This window comes from Streptomyces sp. NPDC051452, assembly GCF_044454765.1.
Classification (GTDB): Bacteria; Actinomycetota; Actinomycetes; order Streptomycetales; family Streptomycetaceae; genus Streptomyces.
The window spans coordinates 69,297-91,526 of record NZ_JBITEB010000022.1; the positions used below are offsets into that span (position 1 = coordinate 69,297).

At 72.1% G+C, this 22,230-nt stretch carries 17 protein-coding genes and 2 tRNA genes; 10 read left to right on the plus strand and 9 right to left on the minus strand.

The window, feature by feature from the left end:
• The first annotated feature begins 36 nt into the window (after positions 1-36).
• On the plus strand, positions 37-609 hold the full coding sequence (locus tag ACIBA9_RS34855; RefSeq protein ID WP_399369356.1) for a hypothetical protein: 573 nt from the start codon (positions 37-39) through the stop codon (positions 607-609).
• A gap of 278 nt (positions 610-887) precedes the next feature.
• On the opposite strand, the gene ACIBA9_RS34860 is transcribed toward ACIBA9_RS34855, so the two are convergent.
• The 3 genes from ACIBA9_RS34860 to ACIBA9_RS34870 form a co-directional block, all read right to left on the minus strand.
• The gene (locus tag ACIBA9_RS34860) at positions 888-1,877 is read right to left on the minus strand and encodes a DUF5926 family protein (RefSeq protein ID WP_393900919.1); all 990 of its coding nucleotides are present in this window, start codon (positions 1,875-1,877) and stop codon (positions 888-890) included.
• Positions 1,878-2,132: 255 nt separating this feature from the next.
• Positions 2,133-2,771 carry an ATP-binding protein gene (locus ACIBA9_RS34865; protein WP_399369358.1) on the minus strand — a complete coding sequence of 213 codons (639 nt, stop codon included), beginning with the start codon at positions 2,769-2,771 and terminating at the stop codon, positions 2,133-2,135.
• Between the two features lie 62 nt (positions 2,772-2,833).
• Positions 2,834-3,661 carry a glycerophosphodiester phosphodiesterase gene (locus ACIBA9_RS34870; RefSeq protein ID WP_399369360.1) on the minus strand — a complete coding sequence of 276 codons (828 nt, stop codon included), beginning with the start codon at positions 3,659-3,661 and terminating at the stop codon, positions 2,834-2,836.
• Positions 3,662-3,891: 230 nt separating this feature from the next.
• Between ACIBA9_RS34870 and ACIBA9_RS34875 the strand changes: the two genes are divergently transcribed.
• Entirely contained in the window at positions 3,892-5,352 is a 1,461-nt protein-coding gene (locus ACIBA9_RS34875; protein ID WP_399369362.1) for a S1C family serine protease, read from the plus strand.
• A 62-nt stretch (positions 5,353-5,414) separates the two neighbouring features.
• Here the strand turns inward: ACIBA9_RS34875 and ACIBA9_RS34880 are convergent, their stop codons facing one another.
• Positions 5,415-5,966, minus strand: a complete 552-nt coding sequence (locus ACIBA9_RS34880; protein WP_399369364.1) for a hypothetical protein — start codon at positions 5,964-5,966, stop codon at positions 5,415-5,417.
• 22 nt (positions 5,967-5,988) lie between these two features.
• A complete protein-coding gene (locus ACIBA9_RS34885; RefSeq protein WP_399369366.1) occupies positions 5,989-6,129 on the minus strand; it encodes a hypothetical protein in 141 nt (46 codons plus the stop codon).
• A gap of 166 nt (positions 6,130-6,295) precedes the next feature.
• Between ACIBA9_RS34885 and ACIBA9_RS34890 the strand changes: the two genes are divergently transcribed.
• Positions 6,296-6,382: transfer RNA gene (locus ACIBA9_RS34890), tRNA-Ser, on the plus strand.
• A 135-nt stretch (positions 6,383-6,517) separates the two neighbouring features.
• Here ACIBA9_RS34890 and ACIBA9_RS34895 read toward each other — a convergent pair.
• Entirely contained in the window at positions 6,518-6,784 is a 267-nt protein-coding gene (locus tag ACIBA9_RS34895) for a hypothetical protein (protein ID WP_399369368.1), read from the minus strand.
• 1,360 nt (positions 6,785-8,144) lie between these two features.
• The gene (locus tag ACIBA9_RS34900; protein WP_399369370.1) at positions 8,145-9,824 is read right to left on the minus strand and encodes a pentapeptide repeat-containing protein; all 1,680 of its coding nucleotides are present in this window, start codon (positions 9,822-9,824) and stop codon (positions 8,145-8,147) included.
• 223 nt (positions 9,825-10,047) lie between these two features.
• Between ACIBA9_RS34900 and ACIBA9_RS34905 the strand changes: the two genes are divergently transcribed.
• Positions 10,048-10,132, plus strand: a tRNA-OTHER gene (locus ACIBA9_RS34905).
• Positions 10,133-10,282: 150 nt separating this feature from the next.
• Here the strand turns inward: ACIBA9_RS34905 and ACIBA9_RS34910 are convergent.
• Positions 10,283-11,155 carry a bifunctional DNA primase/polymerase gene (locus ACIBA9_RS34910; RefSeq protein ID WP_399369372.1) on the minus strand — a complete coding sequence of 291 codons (873 nt, stop codon included), beginning with the start codon at positions 11,153-11,155 and terminating at the stop codon, positions 10,283-10,285.
• A gap of 368 nt (positions 11,156-11,523) precedes the next feature.
• On the opposite strand from ACIBA9_RS34910, the gene ACIBA9_RS34915 reads away from it, so the two are divergent.
• From ACIBA9_RS34915 to ACIBA9_RS34940, 6 genes are all read left to right on the plus strand, one after another.
• A complete protein-coding gene (locus ACIBA9_RS34915) occupies positions 11,524-11,835 on the plus strand; it encodes a hypothetical protein (RefSeq protein WP_393901681.1) in 312 nt (103 codons plus the stop codon).
• Positions 11,836-12,128: 293 nt separating this feature from the next.
• Positions 12,129-13,196 carry a bifunctional MaoC family dehydratase N-terminal/OB-fold nucleic acid binding domain-containing protein gene (locus ACIBA9_RS34920; RefSeq protein WP_399369444.1) on the plus strand — a complete coding sequence of 356 codons (1,068 nt, stop codon included), beginning with the start codon at positions 12,129-12,131 and terminating at the stop codon, positions 13,194-13,196.
• Between the two features lie 103 nt (positions 13,197-13,299).
• Positions 13,300-13,704, plus strand: a complete 405-nt coding sequence (locus ACIBA9_RS34925; RefSeq protein ID WP_393901682.1) for a MaoC family dehydratase — start codon at positions 13,300-13,302, stop codon at positions 13,702-13,704.
• Entirely contained in the window at positions 13,701-14,867 is a 1,167-nt protein-coding gene (locus tag ACIBA9_RS34930) for a lipid-transfer protein (protein WP_399369374.1), read from the plus strand. The genes ACIBA9_RS34925 and ACIBA9_RS34930 overlap by 4 nt, the downstream gene beginning before the upstream one ends.
• Positions 14,868-15,122: 255 nt before the next feature.
• Complete coding sequence (locus tag ACIBA9_RS34935) at positions 15,123-15,734, plus strand: SigE family RNA polymerase sigma factor (protein ID WP_399369376.1); 612 nt, start codon at positions 15,123-15,125, stop codon at positions 15,732-15,734.
• Positions 15,735-15,834: 100 nt separating this feature from the next.
• On the plus strand, positions 15,835-17,490 hold the full coding sequence (locus ACIBA9_RS34940) for a long-chain fatty acid--CoA ligase (protein ID WP_399369446.1): 1,656 nt from the start codon (positions 15,835-15,837) through the stop codon (positions 17,488-17,490).
• A gap of 66 nt (positions 17,491-17,556) precedes the next feature.
• Here ACIBA9_RS34940 and ACIBA9_RS34945 read toward each other — a convergent pair whose 3' ends face one another.
• Entirely contained in the window at positions 17,557-22,005 is a 4,449-nt protein-coding gene (locus ACIBA9_RS34945) for a PAS domain-containing protein (protein WP_399369378.1), read from the minus strand.
• Positions 22,006-22,230 lie beyond the last annotated feature (225 nt).

Consider the following 22,230-nt stretch of genomic DNA (forward strand, 5'->3'; position numbering starts at 1 on the left):
GAGCGGAGCGGTCCCGGCGCTCGTTATCTTCCGCACATGGTGTGTTATTCCGGGGGTCGTCCCCCGGACCCCCGGAAGCTTCGCCTGCTCGCCCTCGTGGGTGTCGTGGCCGGCGCGGTCGCGCTGCCGCTGGCCGTGGCGTCCGCCGGGCAGGTGGGCGACGCGGGGCAGAAAGTCGTGCGCACGCCGTCGCGCGGCCAGGACCGCGGGGAACGCGTCGACGCCAAGGAGCCGTCCGCCGTTCCGAGCCGCTCACCGCTGATCCTCGGCCTGGGTCTGGCCACCGCGGCGCGCTGCGGCCCCGAACTCACCTCGCCCGAGGGCATCGAGGCGCAGACCTGTGTGCTGGTCCAGGGCACGGACACCTGGGCGCGCACCTACTACCGCAACGCCACCGGCAAATCGCTGGACTCCGTGCTGAGCCTGCTCGGCCCGGGGGGCCGCACCCTGCAGACGCGCTGTGTCACGGGCGCCGACGACGAGCCGGCCACCTGCGAGACGCCGCGCCGGCACAGCCGCGGCGGGCCCAGCGCCTACACCGCCGTCACCGAGTTCGCCGAGCGCGGGGCCGGCGGCGCGTTGCTGCTGCGTTCCGGCAGCAACTCCTGAGGCGCTCGGGGCGGTTCACGCGCGGGCGGCTCGGTCCTCACACGGGAGGCTCGGCGCACCGGGCGCAGATATGCAAAGACCCGGTTGCTGGCGACGGGGGATGCACCAGCAACCGGGCTATTAGACGGTAACAAGAGATCGGCGGTTCGCAAATTCGGCCCGGGGCATTCGGCCACCGATTTCCCTGCCACGAGGGGGAGTTGTGACAGGAGTCACCTGCTGGGGGAGCTGATGTCAGGACTGACCGACTGTTCAGTCCTGACGCGCGGTGCGGGCCGTCAGCTGAGCGTGACCTGCCGGTTGGTCAGGCCGCCGCGCGCCCGCCGCTCCTCCGGGGTCAGCGGCTCCTGGACGGCGAGAGCGGCGGAGAGACGCTCGGCGAACTCGGCGGCCGGCTTCTCCACGTCCTGCGCGCCGACCCCGCTCGGCAGGTCCCAGACCGGCACGGTGAGGCCGTGAGCGCGGAAGGAGCCCACGAGCCGGGTGCCCTCGCCGAGGCTGGTGCGCCCCGCCGCGTGCAGTCGGGCGAGAGCGTCCAGAAGCCGCTCCTCCGGATGGGGCATCACCCAGCGCAGGTGGTTCTTCTCCGGGGTCTCGCACCAATAGGCGGCGTCCACGCCGGCCAGTTTCACCGTCGGGATCGCGGCGGCGTTGGCCCGCTCCAGGGATGCGGTCACCTCCGGGGTGGCGTTCTCCACGTCCGGCACCCAGAACTCGAAACCGCTCTGCACGACCGGTTCGAACGGCGCCTCGGCGTCGAGCAGGTCCTGCAGCCGCGGTCCGTCGGCGGGGGCGCGGCGGCCCTGCACCGGGGTGCCGGGCTCCGCCTCCAGCGCGCGCAGGAGGGTGTCGGCGAGGTCGCGGCTGATGTCGCCGGAGGCGGTGTCGTTCTGCAGGCCGATCAGGATCGAGCCGTCGTCACGGCGCAGCGCCGGCCAGGCCATGGGCAGCACGGTGGCCAGGGTGACCGACGGGACGTCCTCGGGCAGGCCGTCCTTGACGGTCAGTTCGGCCGTCGCGGCCGGCACCAGCTCGCGCAGGGCCACCCAGTCGCACTCGCCCGGCAGCCCCTCGAACGGGCGCTGCACCAGCTCGGTCGCGGCGTGCGCCGCCGCCCGGCCGTGACAGGCCTTGTAGCGCCGGCCGCTGCCGCACGGGCAGGGTTCGCGGGCACCGACGACCGGAACCGGCGCGTCGGCTCCGGCGGCGCGGGCCTCGTCGCTGGGCCGGGGCCGCTTGGCCTTCGTCTGGGGTCGCTTCTTGGCCATCGTGGGATCTCCCGGTTACGGCTCTTCTCGTACGGGCGGGAGCCTAGCCGTTCAAACCCGTACCGACGGGAACCTGTGGACAACGCACGTGCGCTCGACGCCACCGGTGTGAACCCGGCGACGCCACGGGTGTGAACCCGGCGACGCAACGGTGCGCATCCGGCGCCACCGGGCGAACCCGTGCGCGCCGGGCGTTTCCTGACGCGACGGCGACGGCGACGGCGACGGCGGCGGTTCGGTCCGGGGCGCGGCGGATCAGTCCAGGTTCTCGAAGGCGTCCGCGAAGTCCAGGCAGGACACGTCCGCCAGCGCGGGCGTCGTGACGCGCGTAGCGAAGGCCTCGCGCGGGCAGCCCGCGTCGGGATCGTGGACGTCCCTGTGGACCACCGCCCAGACCGTCACCTCGCCGCTGACGTCGTCCCGGACACCCCAGTCGTCGGCGAGGGCGGTGATGATGTTCAGCCCCCGGCCGCCGTGCGCGGTCACCGAGGGTGTGGCCGGCGCCGGGCGGGTCGGGCCGCCGCCGTCCGTCACCTCGACGATGAGCCGGCCCCGCCGGTCGATCCGCCACGCGGCCCGGACGTCACCGTCACCGGCCGGCGCGTCGCCCAGGGGACGCCCGTGTCTGCACGCGTTGCTCAAGAGCTCCGACAGGATCAGTACGGCATCGTCGACGACCGATTCCGAGACGCCGCCGCCGCGCAGCTGAGCGCGCATCCGGTGCCGCGCCTCTCCCACGCCGGCAGGGCCATGGGGAACGGCCATGCTCGACGACGCGGGCACCTCCTGTGCCACCACCAACGCCACCCCCGAGACCTCCTTCGCCCCACGCCACGGTGTGGATGCCCCATTGGCCTGTACCGGAAACCGGCCAGTCCCCTTCCGCTGACGCATTCGAAACGCCCGGGCACGCGACGAACGCGCCGGAGCACACCCGGTGACCTCCGGTCGGGTGGTCAGCGGCCGAGGCGGTCCAGCACCGCGCGCGGGCGGTTGGTGATGATGGCGTCGAGGCCGAGCCCGACGCACAGGTCGACGTCCTCGGGCTCGTTCACGGTCCACACGTGCACCTGGTGACCGTTGCGCTTCAGCCGCTCCACGTACTGGGGGTGGCTGCGCACGATGCGGATGGAGGGGCCCGCGATCCGCACGCCCGCGGGCAGCCGGCCGTCCCGCAGCCGCGGTGAGACGAACTGCATCAGGTAGACCGTCGGCAGCGTCGGCGCGGCGGCACGCACGCGGTGCAGTGACCGCGCCGAGAAACTCATGACCCGCACCGGGGACTCGGCGGCGGTGGCCGGTGCGTCAAGGCCGAATCGCTTCAGCAGCATCAGTAGCCGCTCCTCCACCTGGCCCGCCCAGCGCGTGGGGTGCTTGGTCTCGATGGCCAGCTCCACCCGCCGGCCGGCGTCCGCGACCAGCTCCAGCAGGCGTTCCAGGGTGAGCACGGAGGTGTCCGCGGTGTCCTCCGGCCGGTGCTCCCAGTCGGGCTCCTCGTCCCTGCCGCGCCAGGCGTCGCGGTTCTTCCAGGAGCCGAAGTCGAGCGCGGCGAGATCGGCCAGTTCCAGCGCGGATACGGCGCCGCGGCCGTTGGAGGTACGGTTCACCCGCCGGTCGTGGACGCAGACAAGATGGCCGTCGGCGGTCAGCCGTACGTCGCACTCGAGGGCGTCCGCCCCGTCCTCGATGGCCTTCCGGTAGGCGGCGAGGGTGTGCTCGGGCGCGTCCTCGGAGGCGCCCCGGTGGGCGACGACCTGGATGGGGTGCTGTGGTGCGTGGGTCACCGCGTCATGGTGCCACCGTCGCCGGGTGTGTGTGGCGTCGTGTACACGACTGTGCGACGGCCGAGGTCGTACACCCTGCTCGTTTATGTAACTTTTGCCTAATAGATCCTATATAAAGAGTGGCCCCGGACCCACAGGCACCGCTTATGGTGCTCTGACGGCCCGTGGGAAAAGCTGACTGCAGACCGAATACGACCGACGACAACAGGCGTGGATCGAGGAGAAGAGCTGTGAGCACCGAGAACGAGGGCAACGCGGTACCCCCGGCCCCGTCCGCACCTCCCGTGCCGGTGGCCTCTCCCGACGTCGCCCCGGAAGGCCACGCGCCCCGGGGCGACGCGCCGACGGCTCCCCTGCCGCCGGCACCCCAGGGGCCCCCGGCCCCGGACGGCTCCTGGCCGCCCCCGCCGCCGTCCACCCCTTCCTACGCCGACGGCGGCGCCGGCACCGCCGGTGCCGGCGGCGGGTACGGCGGACCCGGCGGCTACGAGGGCGCGGGCGGTTACGGCGGCGCGGGCGGCGCGGCCGGTGCCGGCTGGGGAGCCGCCTACCAGCAGCCCGCTCCCAAGCCGCGCGGCGGACGCGGCGGACTGGTCGCCGCGGTGCTGGTGGCCGCGCTGGTCGCGGGTGGCCTGGGCGGCGGCCTCGGCTACACCCTGGCCAAGGACAACGACAGCGGCTCCACCACCGTCTCGGCCTCCGACAACGGCGCCTCGCAGATCAAGCGCGCGCCCGGCACGATCGCCAACGTCGCCTCCAGGGCGCTGCCCAGCACGGTCACCATCGAGGCCGAGAGCAGCAACGGCGAGGGCGGCACCGGCACCGGGTTCGTCTTCGACAAGCAGGGCCACATCGTCACCAACAACCATGTGGTGGCCGACGCGGTGGACGGCGGCAAGCTCACGGCGACCTTCCCCGACGGCAAGAAGTACAACGCGGAGGTCGTGGGCCACGCGCAGGGCTACGACGTCGCCGTCATCAAGCTCAAGAACGCCCCGTCCGACCTCAACCCGCTCGCCCTCGGCAACTCCGACAAGGTGGCCGTCGGCGACGAGACGATCGCCATCGGCGCCCCCTTCGGCCTGTCCAACACGGTGACGACCGGCATCATCAGCGCCAAGAACCGCCCCGTGGCCTCCAGCGACGGCAGCGCCAGCAGCAAGGCGTCGTACATGAGCGCCCTGCAGACCGACGCGTCGATCAACCCGGGCAACTCCGGCGGCCCGCTGCTGGACGCCTCCGGCGCGGTCATCGGCATCAACTCGGCGATCCAGTCCAGCAGCAGCGGTGGCTTCGGCTCCGGGCAGTCCGGCTCCATCGGCCTCGGCTTCGCGATCCCGATCAACCAGGCCAAGTACGTCGCCCAGCAGTTGATCAAGTCCGGCAAGCCGGTGTACGCCAAGATCGGCGCGTCCGTCTCCCTGGCGGACTCCACCGACGGGGCGAAGATCACCGACCAGGGCGCGAGCGGCGCCGCGGCGGTCGAGGCGGGCGGCCCCGCGGCCCAGGCCGGCCTCAAGCCCGGGGACGTGATCACCAAGCTCGACGACCACGTGATCGACAGCGGTCCGACCCTGATCGGCGAGATCTGGACCCACCAGCCCGGCGACAAGGTCGCGATCACCTACAAGCGCGGCGGCCAGGAGCACACGGTGAACCTGACCCTCGGCGCGCGCGACGGCGACGACTAACAAGGGTCGGCCCCCTCTCTCCGGCTCGCTCCGGAGAGAGGGGGCCTCGGACGCTCGTGTGATCAGGTGTTCTTCGTCCTGGAGCCGGTTCCTCCCGGCTCCTTGGGCGCCCAGCCGGGAGCCTGTGTGGCGTCCTTGAAATCGGTCGACTTCATCAGGACTCGCCAGTCCTCCTTGCCCGCGTCGCCATCCAGCCGCACGCTGAAGTCTTCGACCTGGCGGGTGTCGTGGAAGTACAGGACCACGACTTGGCGCTCTGAGCCGTCGTCGTAGAAGTCGCCTGTCACTTCACCACGGGCGCCGGCACCGAAGCCCTTGATCCAGTTCTCGGCGGTCTTCCGGGCGTCCGTCTCGCCGCTGTCGCTGGTCGCCAGCTTGCGAAGCTCGTCCGTCCTGCCGTCGGCGATGTCCCACACGAGCCTTTGCACCACCAGCAGAGAGCCGGTGGAGGGGTAGCCGACCACGTGCAACGGCTCGTGATCGGCGTACGCCTGCTCGTAAGACGCGCCCGGTCCGCCGGCATCGGCAGAGCCGCTGTCGAGGACAGCACATCCAGACGTCAGCAATACCGCCGCCGCTGCCGGCCATCCGGCCGTCGTACGGCTCCGCTTCAACCTTCGCATCTCAACGTCCCTGCTACCCGCGGTCCTTGGCCCTGACGATCGTGACCTTCTCGATCACGTCCGAGGTGTTCCCCCTCAAGAGGACGAGGTTCTCCGCCTCGGCGTTGTGCCCGTGCGGATCGGCGGTCAGCAGGCGGCGGGCCCCGTGCTCCATCCGTCGGGCCTTCTCCCCTTGACGGCACCCGGGCCGCGTGCCGTGTGGAGTGCTACGAGGAAGTGCCCCGAAACGGATCCAGTGCGCCCCGTAGGGACCACGAACCCCGCGCGCGGCCGGAGGCCGGTAGTCTGTACCCGCTCCGCCCCAGGTGGGCCGGGGCGCGGGTGGGTTGCCCGAGCGGCCTAAGGGAACGGTCTTGAAAACCGTCGTCGCAGCGATGTGACCGTGGGTTCAAATCCCACACCCACCGCAGCAGGTCAGAGCGTTGCAGGTCAGAAGGGGTGCCCTCTCCGGAGCGGCACCCCTTCTGCGTTCACCCTGTCTCACCCTGATTCGGCCGTATCCCACTTCTGACCAGTGCGTATGGCCAACCTGCGGCCAGGATTCACGGCCCCTCGGCGGTGCTTTCGTGCTCCGCCAACCCCTGCTCGATCAGAGCGTTCATCTTGGCCTCTTCACCGTCGAGCACCTTGGCGTAGTAGCGCTGGAGTACGGCGACGCTCTGTCCCGCGCGGCGGGCCGTCTCGGCGAGGCTCACCCCGGAGCGAAGCCAGAACGACACGGAGGCATGTCGCAGGCCGTACGGGATCGCTGTCAGCGGAGAGGCGACCTGCGCCGGGGTGAGCGCCTTCCGCCGGGTCTCCTTCCACACAGCGCCGTACTCCTGCGACCGAACCGGGCCGCCGCCTACGGCGCTGAACAGTCGGCCGTCAGCCGTAATCCCGAACGTGTCGATGTGCTCCCGGAGGATGGCGACCAGGACGGGCGGAATGGGTACGGGCCGCACCGCCCGCCGGGCCCGGTGTTTGAGTTGCCGCTCCTCGTATGGCTTGCCGTCATCAGTCCATGCGGACCCCCCGGCGGCCGGGCACCGGCGAGCATGAGCCGTCCCCAACCCTCCTCGGGTAGGTCGCACTGGTCGGCACTGAGCATGGACACCTGAATCTCAGCTAGCACCAGCAGGAGGGGGCACCCATAGAGCCATAGAGCATGTGACCTGCGCGAGCTTGCGTCATGGGTTAGGTCACGACGCAAGGCCAACCCGTCGCACACGCATAGCCCGTCCACCCTGAGTGGCTCTACATCTGGCTGGTCCTGGCGAACGGTAGCGATTAATCGCTCGGTCCCCGTTGGCGCCAGAGCACGCGGTAGGTTGCTGAGGAATCGGCTCTGTCGTGCCTAGACGCCTCGCTCGTCTTGGGCGGGGTCCGGCCTGGTTGGTGACTAACCCGGTCGAGAGCGACAACAGACAGGAGCCGAACGATGGTGCGACCCAAACAGAGGATGCGCCGCCAACGCCGCAAGCGGGACTGGGTGGAGTTGGCGGTAGTGACTCTTAGCGCGGTCACTGCCATCGCGGGGTGCGTCCAACACTTCTTGTGACGCACTTAGGGGGAGCCGGACGACTGGTTGGGCGAGCAGGCCCGACCGCCGATTACTCGGCCGGGCCCACCCTGTCCCGCGCACAGGCCTGGTTTGGGGATGCATCCCAAGCCAGGCCTTCTGCGTACGCGGGAGATCGAAGCGCCGGGAGGTTGCTCCCCATGGCTGGTACTACACGAGATAACCGCAAGTCATCAGCGTCCCACAAGAGATCAAGTTTCATTCCGCCGTAATTTGTCGACATTTCCCTGGCGAATGATCACGGCGATCGGTGGCGTTTCGGGGGTGGCGGACACAAACGTGCAGCTAGGAAGGTCGAGGGGGTGGCGAAACCTGGCGTATGTCAACTATCAACTTGGCTGTCACAGGGCATCACCGGCCACCGTTGCCGCGTAGGCCCTGACAAGGCATTCAACGGATCGGGGGGTACGCCAACCCGTACGCCAACAGCAGCGCACACCCACGGCTATGCGCCGTCACCGGCGACGTCTATGATCAAGCCGCGCCCCGCCACGACGCGGCCTGATAAGAGGCGACGCTGGCTCCAGGAGTCATTTTCGGACTTCTGAGGTAATCGAGAGAGGGAGCCACGTTCGGCGGGGGCTGCTGGCGTGCGAACGGCACAGGCTTCACATGCCTGAGCCAACCGAAACGTACAGGTGTGGCGGCATGACCGTTGATTGGTCAGTGATTGCGGATGCCGCTTGTCCGGCGGTGAACGATCGACTGGTGGATAGATCGGTGTAGAGCAGTCTGGCATCCGTCAGCGTCGCCTCGGACAGGTCGGCCCTCGTCAGCGTCGCGCCGTGCAGGTTGGCCCGCGTCAGGTTGGCCCGCGTCAGCGTCGCCTCGTGCAGGTCGGCATCCGTCAGCGTCGCCTCGCACAGATTGGCCGCCCTCATCTCCGCCCCTGACAGTTTGGCCGCCGTCAGCGTTGCCTTGATCAGGTCGGCCCGCGTCAGCGTCGCCTCGTGCAGGTCGGCATCCGTCAGCGTCGCGCCGTCCAGGTTGGCCCGCGTCAGCGTCGCCTCGTGCAGGTTGGCCCGCGTCAGCGTCGTCTCGTGCAGGTCGGCATCCGTAAGCGTCGCTCCATGCAGGTTGACCCTCGTCAGCGTTGCCTCGTGCAGTTTGGCCCTCGTCAGCGTTGCCTCGTGCAGGTCGGCATCCGTCAGCGTTGCCTCGTGCAGGTCGGCCCTCGTCAGCGTCGCGCCGTGCAGGTTGGCCCGCCTCAGGTCGGCCCTCGTCAGCGTCGCCTCGTGCAGGTTGGCCGCCGTCAGAGTCGCCGCGCACAGATTGGCCCCCGTCATCGTCGCCCCTGACAGGTTGGCCGCCGTCAGGGTCGCCGCGCACAGATTGGCGCCTGTCAGCGTCGTCTTGTACAGCTTGGCCCCCGTTAGTGTCGCCTCGTGGAGTTTGGCCCTCGTCAGAGTCGCCTCGTGCAGGTCGGCATCCGTCAGAGTCGCCGCGCACAGATTGGCCGCCGTCATCGCCGCCCCTGACAGGTTGGCCCTCGTCAGAGTCGCCTCGTGCAGGTCGGCTGCCGTCAGCGTCGCCTCGGACAGGTGGGCGCCCGTCAGCGTCGCCCCGCTTAGGTTGGCTTGAGTGAGATCGGCTTGGTTGAGGTTGGCGCCAGCGAGGTGGAGGCCGTGGAGGTCGAGTGGTTCGCGGGGGTCGACGTGGGTTCGTGATTCCGCTCGCGTGAGGGCGGTGAGGGCTGCCTGTACGTCAGCGGCGGGTTCATCCGGTAGTGGATCGAGGCCCGGTGTATTGGGGTCAAGTGGGGGCTCGGCTTTGGGGGCACGGTGGCGGATGAAGTGACCGAGGACGCGGGCGGCGTCGGTGGCGGCTTGTTCGGGTGCATCTTGCACGATTTGTTCGAGGGCGAGGATGCCGCCGATGCGTACATAGATCTCGGGTGAGCCGAGGCGCTCGAGGGCTTTGGTGAATCGGTCGGTGATCTGGCCTCGGTGGGTGAGGCGGTAGGTGCGGGCCGTGTAGAGCAGGGCAATGCCGGCGCCGAGGGCGGCGGTGAAAGCTACGACGGCGGTGCGCAGGCCGGTGACGAGGGCTGCGGATCCGCTGCCAAGGGCTTTGCGATCGATGTACTTGGCATCGAAGACGTAGGGCCCGCGCCAGACGAGCCAGGGAAGTCCGACCAATAATGCCAGGGCTCCGAAAACGAACAGGGCGATCACGCCCAAGCGTCGCGCCCGGTTCTTCCGCCGGACTCGACGGCGGCGCTGCTCAAGCCTGGTCAGGGCGTGCCAATCGGCCCTGCGCTGCTTGGACGGCCGCAGGAGGTAGCGCACAGGGTGAGGTTTCCTCATGCCCCGTACATGCCGGTCTAGCGGCATGCGGTTGCAGTCACTCCGTGATCAGCAAAGGATCGGACTGTTCTGTGCCATCAAACCCAGACCATCCGACGTACTTGAGGGACATGGCACAGAAGTGAGGCTTCAGGCTGCCCCGTGGCCATCTTCTGGCCAGAGTGCCACTTGCAGGCCAGGTATATCGGAGAAAAGGCCAGGTCACGGTTAGTTTGAGAGGCGAAGGCTAGGCGGTCTTGAAAACCGTCGTCGCAGCGATGTGACCGTGGGTTCAAATCCCACACCCACCGCAGGTGAACGGCCTCCGACCAGATATCTCGGTCGGGGGCCGTTCTCGTGTGCGCGTTGTCCGCCGGCGGCTGCGGCTCCCCGCTCGCTCCCGACCGGGCGGCCACGGGAGGGGCACGTCGGCCGGCGGCCTCCAGATGTCCGGTGGGCCCTCAGGGGCGGTGTCCCGTCATGCGGGCTGCCGAGGCGATCGTCGCCCGGGCTTCGTGTTCGGGCAGTCCGGTGGTGCGGGCCGCCTCGGTCAGGGGGTCGGCCAGGGCCGGGCCGAGGCCGTTCTCGTAGGCGCGGCAGGCCGCCCAGAACAGGCGGGTGTTGCGCTGGCCCTCGTGGGCGGAGAGGACGAAGTGGACCAGGCCGCGGCCATGGTCGCCGGGGGTGGGCCGATGCGGGCGGCTGTCGTGGCGCGGCGGCAGGAGCAGGCGCAGCAGGGACGACGGACAGGCGGCGGGCGCCAGCCGGGCGGTGTCGGGGGCGGTGGCGTAGACGCCGTGGTCGGTGCGGGAGCCGGGGCCCACGAGGTAGCCGCCGGCCCCCCGGATGTCGATGCCGGGCGCGAGCCGGCCCGCGGAGTTGGGGACGACGACGTCCCGCGGCCCCGTCAGCCACAGGTGCCGGCCGCCGCTCGGGGTGAGGACGACGACCGTCTCCGGGATGCCGAACAGATGGCGCAGGGCCAGCTCGCGCAGGGCGACGGAGGCGTCCGTGCCGGTCTTGGTGTCCAGGTCGACACCGATCAGACGGTACGGCGGCAGCCCGCAGGCGATGCCGTAGCCGGTGGCCCAGGGCGCGGCGGCGAACAGCTCGCGGATGCGGACGGGGTCGGTGGAGGCGTCGTACACGCCGTGGCCGAAGCGGCCGCACTCGCCGTGGCAGCGCGGTCCGGCCGGTTCGGAGCCCGCGCGGTGGGGCGAGCGCAGGGCCGGGAGCTTCGTCCGGGACAGGGGGATGACGGCCAGACCGCGTTCGGCGGCTGACAGGGCGTGCGCGAGGGCCAGCGTCGTGGCCTGCCGGTCGATGGTGGCCATGGAATGATGGTCGTACATATGTTCGAAAAAGGGAAGAGGTGCCCGCCGTGGCGCGCCCCTGGCCGAGCGGGTTGGCCGGAAGGCGCCGGAACGATTCACCTCTTGTGCCGCTTGCCGCCTGAGCGGCCGCGCCGGTCCAGGCCCGGGTGCCGGCGAGCGAAAGGTGGCGTGAGGGGTTTATCGACTTGTCATCACGCTTGCGTGCTAATCGCTGGTTCTGGTCGGTTCGCCGGGGATTCGGTGGGCAACTCTGGAGGCGTGACGTCGTCCACCACGGTCAAGACGGTCGGCCAACTGCCTTGACACAAGCCGTAGTTCACAGACATCCGGCCCTCGGGTCGCAGAGTGTTTCGTTCTGGAGGAACAACATGGCAAGCATCCGTACCGCCCGCGTTTTCACCGCCGTCGCCGCGCTCCCGCTCGCAGCCGCTCTCTTCTCCGGCGTCGCGGCAGCGGACAACGGCTCCTTCGCGGGCGACGGATCGAACGCGGGAGTGGCGAGCATCATCGGCAGCGGGGTCGGCCACGACAACAACGGCAACCTGGCCACCACGCAGCAGAACGCGGTCGGCTCCGGTGCCTCGAACCAGAGCAACACCGCGCAGGTGAACCACTCCGCCTTCACGGCCATCCAGCAGGGCAACGAGAACGTCGCCATCCACTTCAGCCACCTCTGGTGACCCTCGGGCGGGGTTCCTCCTGACGAGGGCCCTCGCGGGGTGTGCTCAGGGGTCGCAACACGTTGGCGCGGCGGTACTCCGGTACCGCCGCGTCGGCGTTTTCCCCGGTGCGTCACGGTGACCTTGACACTCGTCATGATCTGACGGACAGTCAGAAACCGTTCTGCCGGGCAACCGCGACCGGCAGATCCGTCGTGCACCTCACCCCCCGGCGACGGGGTGAGCGAGGCGCGGCGGGAGATCTTCGCGACGACGCGGCTCGGACTCACGAGGGGGCGAAGGTGAGCGCCAAGGTGAGCGCGGAGGACAGGGGCGGCGGGGAGAGGGACGGCGGAGAGAGGAGCGGCGGGGCCGGGGGTAGGCCGGGGAAGGATGGGACCGGTCCGCGTTCCGCGGCCCACGAGCACGAGGGGACGGACGGGACCGAGTCGCGCCTCAAGGTCTACGAGGGGCTCCCGGCCGCCGTCGCCGCCGTGGGCCGGGACCCGGTGAACGCGCCGATGATCCGGCACTGGTGCGAGGCGATGGGCGACACCAACCCGGCCTACCGCGGCCCCGGTGCCATCGCCCCGCCCACCATGCTCCAGGCCTGGACGATGGGCGGCCTCTCCGGTCACCAGGGCCGCACCGGCGCCTACGACGAGCTGCTCGGCCTGCTCGACGCGGCCGGCTGCACGTCCGTGGTGGCCACCGACTGCGAGCAGGAGTACGTACGGCCGCTGCGCCCGGGCGATGAGGTCACCTTCGACACGGTGATCGAATCGGTCTCCGGCGCCAAGCGGACCAGGCTCGGCACGGGGCACTTCGTCACGACCCGCACGGACGTCCGGGTCGACGGCGCCCTGGTGGGCACGCACCGCTTCCGCGTCCTCAAGTACGCCCCCGTGCGCACCGGCCCCCGGCCGCGGCGCCCCCGTCCGGTGGTCAACCGGGACAATGCGGGCTTCTGGCAGGGTGTCGCCGAACACCGGCTCCTCGTCCAGCGCTGCACGGCCTGCGGCACCCCGCGCCATCCCTGGCTGCCGGGGTGCAACGCCTGCGGCGGCCTCGAATGGGACACCGTCGAGGCGAGCGGAGGGGGCACGGTCTACTCGTACGTGGTGGTGCACCACCCGCCCTCCCCGGCCTTCGCGGAGCCCGCCGACGCCCCCGACGCCCCCGAGGCGACCGGTGTAGGGGGCCCGTACGCCGTCGGGCTGATCGAACTCGCCGAGGGGGTGCGGATGGTGAGCAACGTGGTCGGGGTGCCGTACGACGAGGTGCGCGTCGGGCTGCCGGTGCGGGTCGAGTTCCGGACCTACGACGACGAGGAAGGCACCCAGGTCCTGCCGGTCTTCCGCGTCGTCGAAGGCGAGGGATGACATGGACGTCGGACGCGGTCACCCGGAACCGTGGAAGGCCCCGCGCGTGGCGGCCCAAGTCCGCCAGGAAATGGGCGCGTTGACGACGAATGGGAGGTAGGGCATGACGACGGCACTGACGGCGGGCGCCGAACTGCCCCCGCTGGAGATCCCGGTCACCCGCACGCTGATCGTGGCGGGCGCGATCGCGTCCCGGGACTACCAGGACGTGCACCATGACGCGGAACTCGCCCGGAGCAAGGGCGCACCGGACGTCTTCATGAACATCCTGACGACCAACGGCCTGGTCGGCAGGTACATCACGGACCACTTCGGCCCGACGGCGGTGCTCCGCAGGGTCGCCATCAGACTCGGGGCGCCCAACTACCCGGGGGACACGATGGTGTTGACGGGCAGGATCGAAGCGGTCGACGGCGACACCGCCACGGTGCGTGTCGTCGGCGCCAACGGCATCGGCGCACATGTGACGGGCACGGTCACCGTCACGGTCCCCGGGGGCGCCTCGTGAGCCTGCGCGCCCGCGACGGCCTGGGCGGCAGGGCCGCGATCGTGGGCATCGGCGCCACCGAGTTCTCCAAGGACTCCGGGCGCAGCGAACTGCGGCTGGCGGTGGAGGCGGTGCGGGCCGCCCTCGACGACGCGGGCCTCACCCCGGCCGACGTGGACGGGCTCGTGACCTTCACGATGGACACCAGCCCCGAGATCACGGTGGCCCAGGCCTGCGGGATGGGTGAGCTGTCCTTCTTCTCCCGGGTCCACTACGGCGGCGGGGCGGCCTGTGCCACCGTCCAGCAGGCGGCGCTCGCGGTGGCGACGGGCGTCGCGGAGGTGGTGGTCTGCTACCGCGCCTTCAACGAACGCTCGGGCCGCAGGTTCGGCGCCGGCGTACGGCACCGGGAACCCTCGGCGGAGGGCGTGGCACTGGGCTGGGCACTGCCGTTCGGGCTGCTCACACCCGCCTCCTGGGTGGCGATGACGGCCCGGCGGTATCTGCACGCGTACGGGCTGCCGCCGGAGGTGTTCGGGCATGTGGCCGTGGTGGACCGGCGGTACGCGGCGACCAATCCGGCGGCCTGGTTCCACGGCCGCCCGATCACGCTCGCCGAGCATGCGGCGTCCCGCTGGATCGTCGAGCCGCTCCGGCTGCTGGACTGCTGCCAGGAGACGGACGGCGGGCAGGCGGTGGTCGTCACGTCGCTGGAGCGGGCCCGTGCGCTGCCGCGTCCGCCGGCCGTGATCGCGGCCGCCGCGCAGGGGGCCGGCCGGGCCCAGGAACAGATGACCAGCTTCTACCGGGACGACCTGACCGGTCTGCCGGAGATGGGCGCGGTGGCCCGCCAGTTGTGGCGGACCTCCGGACTGCGCCCCGCCGACATCGACGTGGGGATCCTGTACGACCACTTCACGCCGTTCGTGCTGATGCAGCTGGAGGAGTTCGGGTTCTGCGGGCGCGGGGAGGCGGCGGACTTCGTGGCCGAGGAGCGGCTGCCGCTGAACACGCACGGCGGACAGCTCGGTGAGGCGTACCTGCACGGGATGAACGGCGTGGCCGAGGCGGTACGGCAACTGCGCGGCACGGCGGCGAACCAGATACCGGACGCGTCCCGGGCCCTGGTCACGGCCGGCACCGGGGTACCCACGTCGGGCCTGGTGCTGACGAGGGACGACTGAGCCACCGAGCCCGCGCACCCGTGCACCCGCGCACCCTCGGGCTCCAGACCCCCACGCACGTAAAGGCCCGCCCGGGCACTACCCGGCCCCGCCCCGCCCCGCCCCGCCCCGGCTCGGGGCCGACCCTCAGACCGGGTGGATGCGCCCTCCACCTTCAGGAGGTGGAGCGGGCCCCACCCCTACAACCTGAGGGGGACCCCCCTTCGGGACCTGCGGCCGATCCGCCGGGGCGGGGCCCGCTCCTAGCGTGGAGTCATGACCACACCCGTCTGCACCAGCGCCTCGGCCGCCGCCACACCAAGCCGGCAGACTCGCGCCCACTCCCGGCTGCTCCCGCACCCCCGGCCGCGTCCGAGCGAGGGGACCTCGGTGTACCCGTCGTTCGCGTCCTACGTGCGGGACCGCCAGCCGGTCCTGCTGCGTACCGCGCGCGCGCTGACCGCGAACCCGTGCGATGCCGAGGATCTGCTGCAGACCGCGCTGGCCAAGACCTACGTGGCCTGGGACCGGATCGAGGACCACCGGGCGCTCGACGGCTATGTGCGCCGTGCGCTGGTCAACACGCGCACCTCGCAGTGGCGCAAGCGCAGAGTGGACGAGTTCGCCTGCGAGGAACTGCCCGAGCCGGAGCCCGCGCCCGCCGCCGACGACCCGGCCGAACGCCAGGCGCTGCACGACGCCATGTGGCGGGCGGTCACGAGACTTCCCGCGCGGCAGCGGGCGATGGTCGTCCTGCGCTACTACGAGGACCTCAGCGAGGCGCAGACCGCCGAGGTGCTCGGAGTGTCGGTGGGCACGGTGAAGTCGGCGGTGTCCCGGGCGCTCGGCAAGCTGCGCGAGGACCCCGAGCTGGTGCCGGCCCGGTAGACCCGAATTTTCCCTCCGCTAGTGACATACCGCGCGGTATGTGCGCAGAATCAGCGCAGCCCTCTACCACCGCGTAGGCAATGTCGCCCGGGAGGACGCCGTGCTGAGCACGATGCAGGACGTACCGCTGTTGATCTCGAGGATCCTGACGCACGGATCCACGGTCCACGGCTCATCCCAGGTGACCACCTGGACCGGGGAGGCCGAGCCGCACCGGCGTGACTTCGCCGCGATCGGGGCCCGTTCCGCCCAGCTGGCCCACGCCCTGCACGACGAACTCGGCGTCCGGGACGACGACCGGGTGGCCACCCTGATGTGGAACAACGCCGAGCACGTCGAGGCGTACTTCGCGATCCCGTCCATGGGCGCGCTGCTGCACACGCTCAACCTGCGGCTGCCGGCCGAGCAGCTGGTGTGGATCGTCCACCACGCGGCCGACAGGGTCGTCCTCGTCAACGGCTCCCTGATCCCCATGCTCGCGCCCCTGCTGCCGAAGCTCACGGAGGTCGAACACGTCGTCGTCTCCGGACCGGGCGACCGTTCCCCGCTGCACGGCACGCACGCCCGGATCCACGAGTACGAGGAGCTGATCGCGGGCCGGTCCACCACCTACGACTGGCCCGAGCTGGACGAACGCCAGGCCGCCGCCATGTGCTACACCTCCGGCACCACCGGTGACCCCAAGGGCGTGGTGTACAGCCACCGTTCGATCTATCTGCACTCCATGCAGGTCAACATGGCCCAGTCGATGGGTCTGACCGACCAGGACACCTCGCTCGTCGTGGTGCCCCAGTTCCACGTCAACGCCTGGGGCCTGCCGCACGCCACCTTCATGACCGGCGTCAACATGCTGATGCCGGACCGCTTTCTGCAGCCCGCGCCGCTCGCCGAGATGATCGAGCGGGAGCGGCCGAGCCACGCCGCCGCCGTGCCGACCATCTGGCAGGGCCTGCTGGGCGAGCTGCTCGCCCGGCCGCGTGACGTCTCCTCCCTCACCCAGGTCACCATCGGCGGAGCGGCCTGTCCGCCCTCCCTCATGGAGGCCTTCGACCGGCTCGGCATGCGGGTGTGTCACGCCTGGGGCATGACGGAGACCTCCCCGCTGGGTACGGTGGCCCGGCCGCCGGCCCACGCCGCCGGCACCGACGAGGAGTTCGCCTACCGCCTCACCCAGGGCCGTTTCCCGGCCGGTGTCCAGGCCCGTCTCACCGGTCCCGACGGCGAGCGCCTGCCGTGGGACGGGGAGTCGGCGGGCGAGCTGGAGGTGCGCGGCCCATGGATCGCGGGCGCCTACTACAACGGGCCCGACGCCGAACCCCTGCGCCCCACCGACAAGTTCAGCGAGGACGGCTGGCTGAAGACGGGTGACGTCGGCACCATCTCCCCCGACGGCTTCCTCACCCTCACCGACCGCGCCAAGGACGTCATCAAGTCCGGCGGTGAGTGGATCTCCTCGGTCGAGCTGGAGAACGCGCTGATGTCCCACCCGGACGTGACCGAGGCCGCCGTGGTCGCCGTACCCGACGAGAAGTGGGGCGAGCGCCCGCTGGCCACGGTCGTCCTGCGGGAGGGCGCCACCGCCGACTTCGAGACCCTGCGCGTCTTCCTCGCCGAGGAGGGCCGCATCGCCAAGTGGCAGCTGCCCGAGCGCTGGACGGTGATCGAGTCGGTGCCGAAGACGAGCGTGGGCAAGTTCGACAAGAAGGTGCTGCGCAGGCGGTACGCGGACGGCCAGCTGGACGTCACCCGCCTCTGACCGCGCCTGCCCTACCGGTACTCGGGCGGCGCCCCCCTCCGCACTGCGGCGGGGGGCGCCGCCCGGTCAGTTGGTGCCGATCCGGGCCAGCAGGTCCACGATCCGCGCCTGCACCTCGGTGCTGGTGGACCGCTCGGCGAGGAACAGCACGGTCTCGCCCGACGCCAGCCGGGGCAGCTCGACCTGGTCGACGGCGGCGGTGTAGACGACCAGCGGGGTGCGGTTGAGCTGCCCGTTCGCCCGCAGCCAGTCCACGATCCCGGCCCGCCGCCGATGCACCTGCATCAGGTCCATCACCACCAGGTTCGGCCGGAACTGCCCCGCCAGCGTCACCGCGTCGTTGTCGTTCGCGGCCCGCGCCACCTGCATCCCGCGCCGCTCCAGCGTCGCGGTCAGGGCCAGCGCGATCTCCGCGTGCTCCTCGATGAGCAGCACCCGCGGCGGATGCTGCTCGCTGTCCCGGGGGGCCAGCGCCTTCAGCAGTACGGCGGGGTCGGCGCCGTACGCCGCCTCGCGCGTGGCCTGCCCGAGCCCGGCCGTGACCAGCACCGGCACCTCGGCGGCCACGGCTGCCTGGCGCAGCGACTGCAGGGCCGTCCGCGTGATGGGCCCGGTCAGCGGGTCCACGAACAGCGCGGCGGGGAAGGCCGCGATCTGGGCGTCGACCTCCTCGCGCGAGTGCACGATGACGGGCCGGTAGCCGCGGTCGCTCAGCGCCTGCTGGGTCGTCACGTCCGGCGCGGGCCACACCAGCAGCCGGCGCGGGTTGTCCAGCGGCTCGGGGGGCAGCTCGTCGTCCAGCGGCTGCGGCCGGGGCGTGTCCGCCACCTCGACGGCCCCGCCGGGACCGTCCAGCGGCTCGGGCCCCTCGGCGGCGTCGGGCTCCGGAGCGCCTATGGCGTACGACCGGCCGGCACCCTCGGTGCCCGGGACGGCCCGGGCCGGGCCGCCCGCCGCCGGCTGCGGCACGGCTGCCTGCCCCTCCGGCGACGGCTGCCCGGGCGCCGGGTCGGCGGCCTGCCCCGGCTGCGTCTCGCCGCGCCCGGCCGGGTCCGGGGGCGTGCCCAGCTTGCGCCTGCGGCCGGAACCACCGGGCGCGTGCGGGGGCGGGGTCGCCGTCGGCTGCTGCACCTGCGCGGCCTGCCGTGCGAACGGCACGCCCTGCCCCAGGGTCCGGACGCTGATCGCCCGCCCCTGCGTCGAGTTCGGGTCGTAGGCCGCTCCCGCCGCCTCGGCGGGCAACGGCTGCGCGGCCCGGCGGGGCCCGGCGCCGGGGTGCTCCGCGGGCGCCGTGGCGCGGGCCGGGGCCGTCTGCGGTACGGGCGTGCCCGCGCCCGAGGTGTCGTCGGCGCCGGGCCACTGCTGCGGGACGGTGGCCGTCGGCGGAACCTGGCCGGCGGCCGACTCCGCGGGCAACGGCTGCGCGGCCGGCGGCGCCACCGGTACCGGCCGGCCAGGGGCGCCCTGCGCGGGGACCCCGGGGTGAGAGGCGTTCACCGGCTGCCCGGGCACGGCGGCACCGGGCCGCACGCCGGCCTGCGCACCCGGTACGCCGGGCTGGACGCCGCCGGGGCCCGTGGGCGTGGTCCCGGAGGGCGTGGTGCCGGAAGCCGGGGCGGCCGGCTGGGCGCCGGGAGCGGCCTGGACGGGGGCGCCCTGTCCGGTCGTACCCTGCGCCGGAATGCCGGGAACGGCGTTCCCCCGGGCGGGAGTCGGCGGCACCGCCGGGCCCTGGGCGGCCTGCCCGGAAGCGGCCGGAACCGGCACGGCGGGCGGAACGGCGGACGAAGCGGGCGCGGGCACCGGGCCCGGCACGGAGCCCGGCGCGCCGGTCTGGGCGTCCCCGGCCGGCTGGGCCACGGCCCGACGGCGCCGACCGGTCGGAGCGCTGGTGGGATGCGGCTGCGGCGGCGTGTGGTCCTCGGCCTGGTCGAGCGGTACGGCGTCGTGCCGGCCGTCGGCACCGGGCACACCGGCACCGGCCAGGGGCATCCGGGCGGGCATCCGCACCTGACCGGGCAACACCTCGTCCTGCGGACCGGCGACGACACCGGCAGCCGGCACCTGCGGCACCGGCGGCACGACGGCTCCCGGAACCGGAGGTACGCCGGCCCCCGGGTTCGCGTTCGGGTTCACGTGCGCCGGTCCGGGCCGGCGGTCGGCCTCGGCCGGCGGCAGCGCGAAGACCGTACGGGCACCTTCCGCCTCCTGGGCCACGGCACGTTCCGCCGCTGCGGCCAACGCCCGGCGGCGCCGCCCGCCCGGCTGCGCGTCCTCGGCCGCGGCGGTCCGCGCGTCCGGCACCGGCTCCCCGCCCGCCACGGGCAGGGCCGGCGGCAGGGCGGCCTGCGGCACCTCGGAGCCACCGTGGGCGCGACGACCCGCGGGGACGGGCACGCCCTGCGGCGGCACCGTGCCACCGAGGCCCGTACCCGAGGCGGCGGCGCCCGCCGCGTGCTCGGCGGCGGTCACCACGGCACCCTCGGACACACCCTCGGCCATGCCGTCGGCCACGTCCTCGCCGTCGCCGTTCTCGGCGGCCCGGCCCCGGCGGCGCCCGGTACCGCCCGACGCGGCCTCCGCGCCGTCGGCCGGGTCGGTAGCGCCCACCGGGAGCGCCAGGGCGGCCTCCTCGGCGGGCGCGCCGGCCCTGCGGCGGCGCCGCCCGGTCGGCGCGACGGCCTCGGACTCACCGGCGGGCTCGGCCGCGCCGGCCACTTCGCTCTCCAGGAAGGCGTCCGTGGAGGCCCGCCGGGCCCGCCGCCGTCCGCCATGGGTGCCGGTCGCGACCTCCGGCGACGCCGGCTCGCCAGCGTCCGGGATCCCTGCTGCGGCCTGCGCGGCGAGCGCCCCGGCTCCACCGCCGAGCGGCACCTCCAGCACGTAGGCGCTGCCGCTCATCCCCGGCACGTCGTGCGTCTGGAGGACGCCGCCGTGGGCGCGCACGATGCCGCGCACGATCGGCTCGTGCACCGGGTCCCCGCCCGCGTACGGGCCGCGCACCTCGATCCGCGCGACCTCACCGCGCTGGGCGGCGGCGACCACGACGGTGTTGTCCAGGTAACCGCCCGCGGACACGGGCGTGTTGCCGGTCGCGTCGACCCCGGCCACATCGGCGACCAGGTGCGCGAGCGCGGTGGCGAGCCGCTGCGGGTCGACCTCGGCCTCGATGGGCGGCGCGTGCACGGCGAACTGCACGCGGCCCGGCCCGATCAGCTCGACGGCCCCGTCCACACCGGCGGCGACGACGGCGTCCAGCATCACCTTCGTACGGGTGATGTCCTCGATGCCCGCGTCCAGCCGCTGGTAGCCGAGGACGTTGTCGATGAGGTTGGTGATGCGCGAGTAGCCGGCGGACAGATGGTGCAGCACCTGGTTGGCCTCGGGCCACAGCTGCCCCGCGTCGTCGGCCGCGAGGGCCGACAGCTCGCGCCGCAGCTCGTCCAGCGGGCCGCGCAACGACTGCCCGAGCAGCGTGAGCAGCTGTTCGTGCCGCCCGGCCAGCGCCTCGTACCGGTCCTTCTCGCGCTCGGCGAGGGCCGCGTACCGCTCCTCGCCGGCGCCCAGCTCCTCCGCGTGCTTCTCGCCCAGCTCCTCGACCTCGGCGACGTGCCGCTGGCGCAGCGCGGTCAGGTCGGAGGCGTGCTCTTCGGCGAGCCGCTCCAGCTCCTCGGCGTGCGCCTTCTCCAGCGCGGCCTTCTCCTCGGCGAGGGCGTCGTAGGGCCGGCGGTCGGTGAAGGTCATGACGGCGCCGACGAGCTGATCGCCGTCGCGCACCGGAGCGGTGGTCAGGTCGACCGAGACCTCTTCGTCGCCCTTGGACCACAGCACCTGCCCGCGCACCCGGTGCTTGCGTCCGGAGCGCAGGGTGTCGGCGAGCGGGGACTCCTCGTAGGGGAAGGGGGAGCCGTCGGCGCGGGAGTGCAGCACGAGCGTGTGCAGCTCCTTGCCGCCCAGCTCACCCGCCCGGTATCCCAGTATCTGGGCGGCGGCCGGGTTGACGAGCACGATCCGCCCGTCGGTGTCGGTGCCGACGACACCCTCGGAGGCGGCCCGCAGGATCATCTCGGTCTGCCGCTGTGAGCGGGCCAGCTCCGCCTCGGTGTCCACGGTCCCGGACAGGTCCCGTACGACGATCATCAGCAGCTCGTCGCCGGTGTAGCCGTAACCGTCGTAGGCCTGCTGCCCGTTCTCCAGGTTCGCGCTGGTCACCTCGACCGGGAACTCGGTCCCGTCGGTGCGCCGCGCGATCATCCGCGTCGGCTTGGTCCGTCCGCGCGGGTCCATGTGATCGGGCCGCCGCATGGATCCGGGGATGAGCCGGGAGTCGAACTGCGGCAGCAGATCGAGCAGCCCGCGCCCGACGAGCGCGGTGCCTGGCGCCTCGAACGCCTCCAGCGCGATGGTGTTGGCGTTGACGACGGTGCCGTTGGCGTTGACCAGGACCAACGCGTCCGGCAGAGCGTCGAGTATGGCTGCGAGGCGAGCAGCGCCTCGGGATGGCCTGCTGCTCACGAGACGCTTCCCTCCTGTTACCGCACCTTGCCGACCGCTCGGGCCATCTTGCCAACCGGCCCGCGACGTGTCACGCGAGGGAGTCTAAGCGCACGGGTCGCGCTCACGGCGCCGGATGCGGGGGAGGTCCCACGTGGAAGTGACAGCGAACGCGTGACCTGACGCTTCCGGCGCCCGTGACTGCGCGAGACCTTCGCGGGGCCTTTACGGAACGACTGATTCCGT

Excerpts from the sequence above, each read along its gene's own strand:
- ACIBA9_RS34865 (WP_399369358.1), bottom strand. The coding sequence starts at position 2,771 with ATGCGTCAGCGGAAGGGGACTGGCCGGTTTCCGGTACAGGCCAATGGG.
- ACIBA9_RS34885 (WP_399369366.1), bottom strand. The coding sequence starts at position 6,129 with ATGGAGCACGGGGCCCGCCGCCTGCTGACCGCCGATCCGCACGGGCAC.
- ACIBA9_RS34855 (WP_399369356.1), top strand. The coding sequence starts at position 37 with ATGGTGTGTTATTCCGGGGGTCGTCCCCCGGACCCCCGGAAGCTTCGC.
- ACIBA9_RS34910 (WP_399369372.1), bottom strand. The coding sequence starts at position 11,155 with ATGGCCACCATCGACCGGCAGGCCACGACGCTGGCCCTCGCGCACGCC.
- ACIBA9_RS34860 (WP_393900919.1), bottom strand. The coding sequence starts at position 1,877 with ATGGCCAAGAAGCGACCCCAGACGAAGGCCAAGCGGCCCCGGCCCAGC.
- ACIBA9_RS34925 (WP_393901682.1), top strand. The coding sequence starts at position 13,300 with ATGACGACGGCACTGACGGCGGGCGCCGAACTGCCCCCGCTGGAGATC.
- ACIBA9_RS34915 (WP_393901681.1), top strand. The coding sequence starts at position 11,524 with ATGGCAAGCATCCGTACCGCCCGCGTTTTCACCGCCGTCGCCGCGCTC.
- ACIBA9_RS34935 (WP_399369376.1), top strand. The coding sequence starts at position 15,123 with ATGACCACACCCGTCTGCACCAGCGCCTCGGCCGCCGCCACACCAAGC.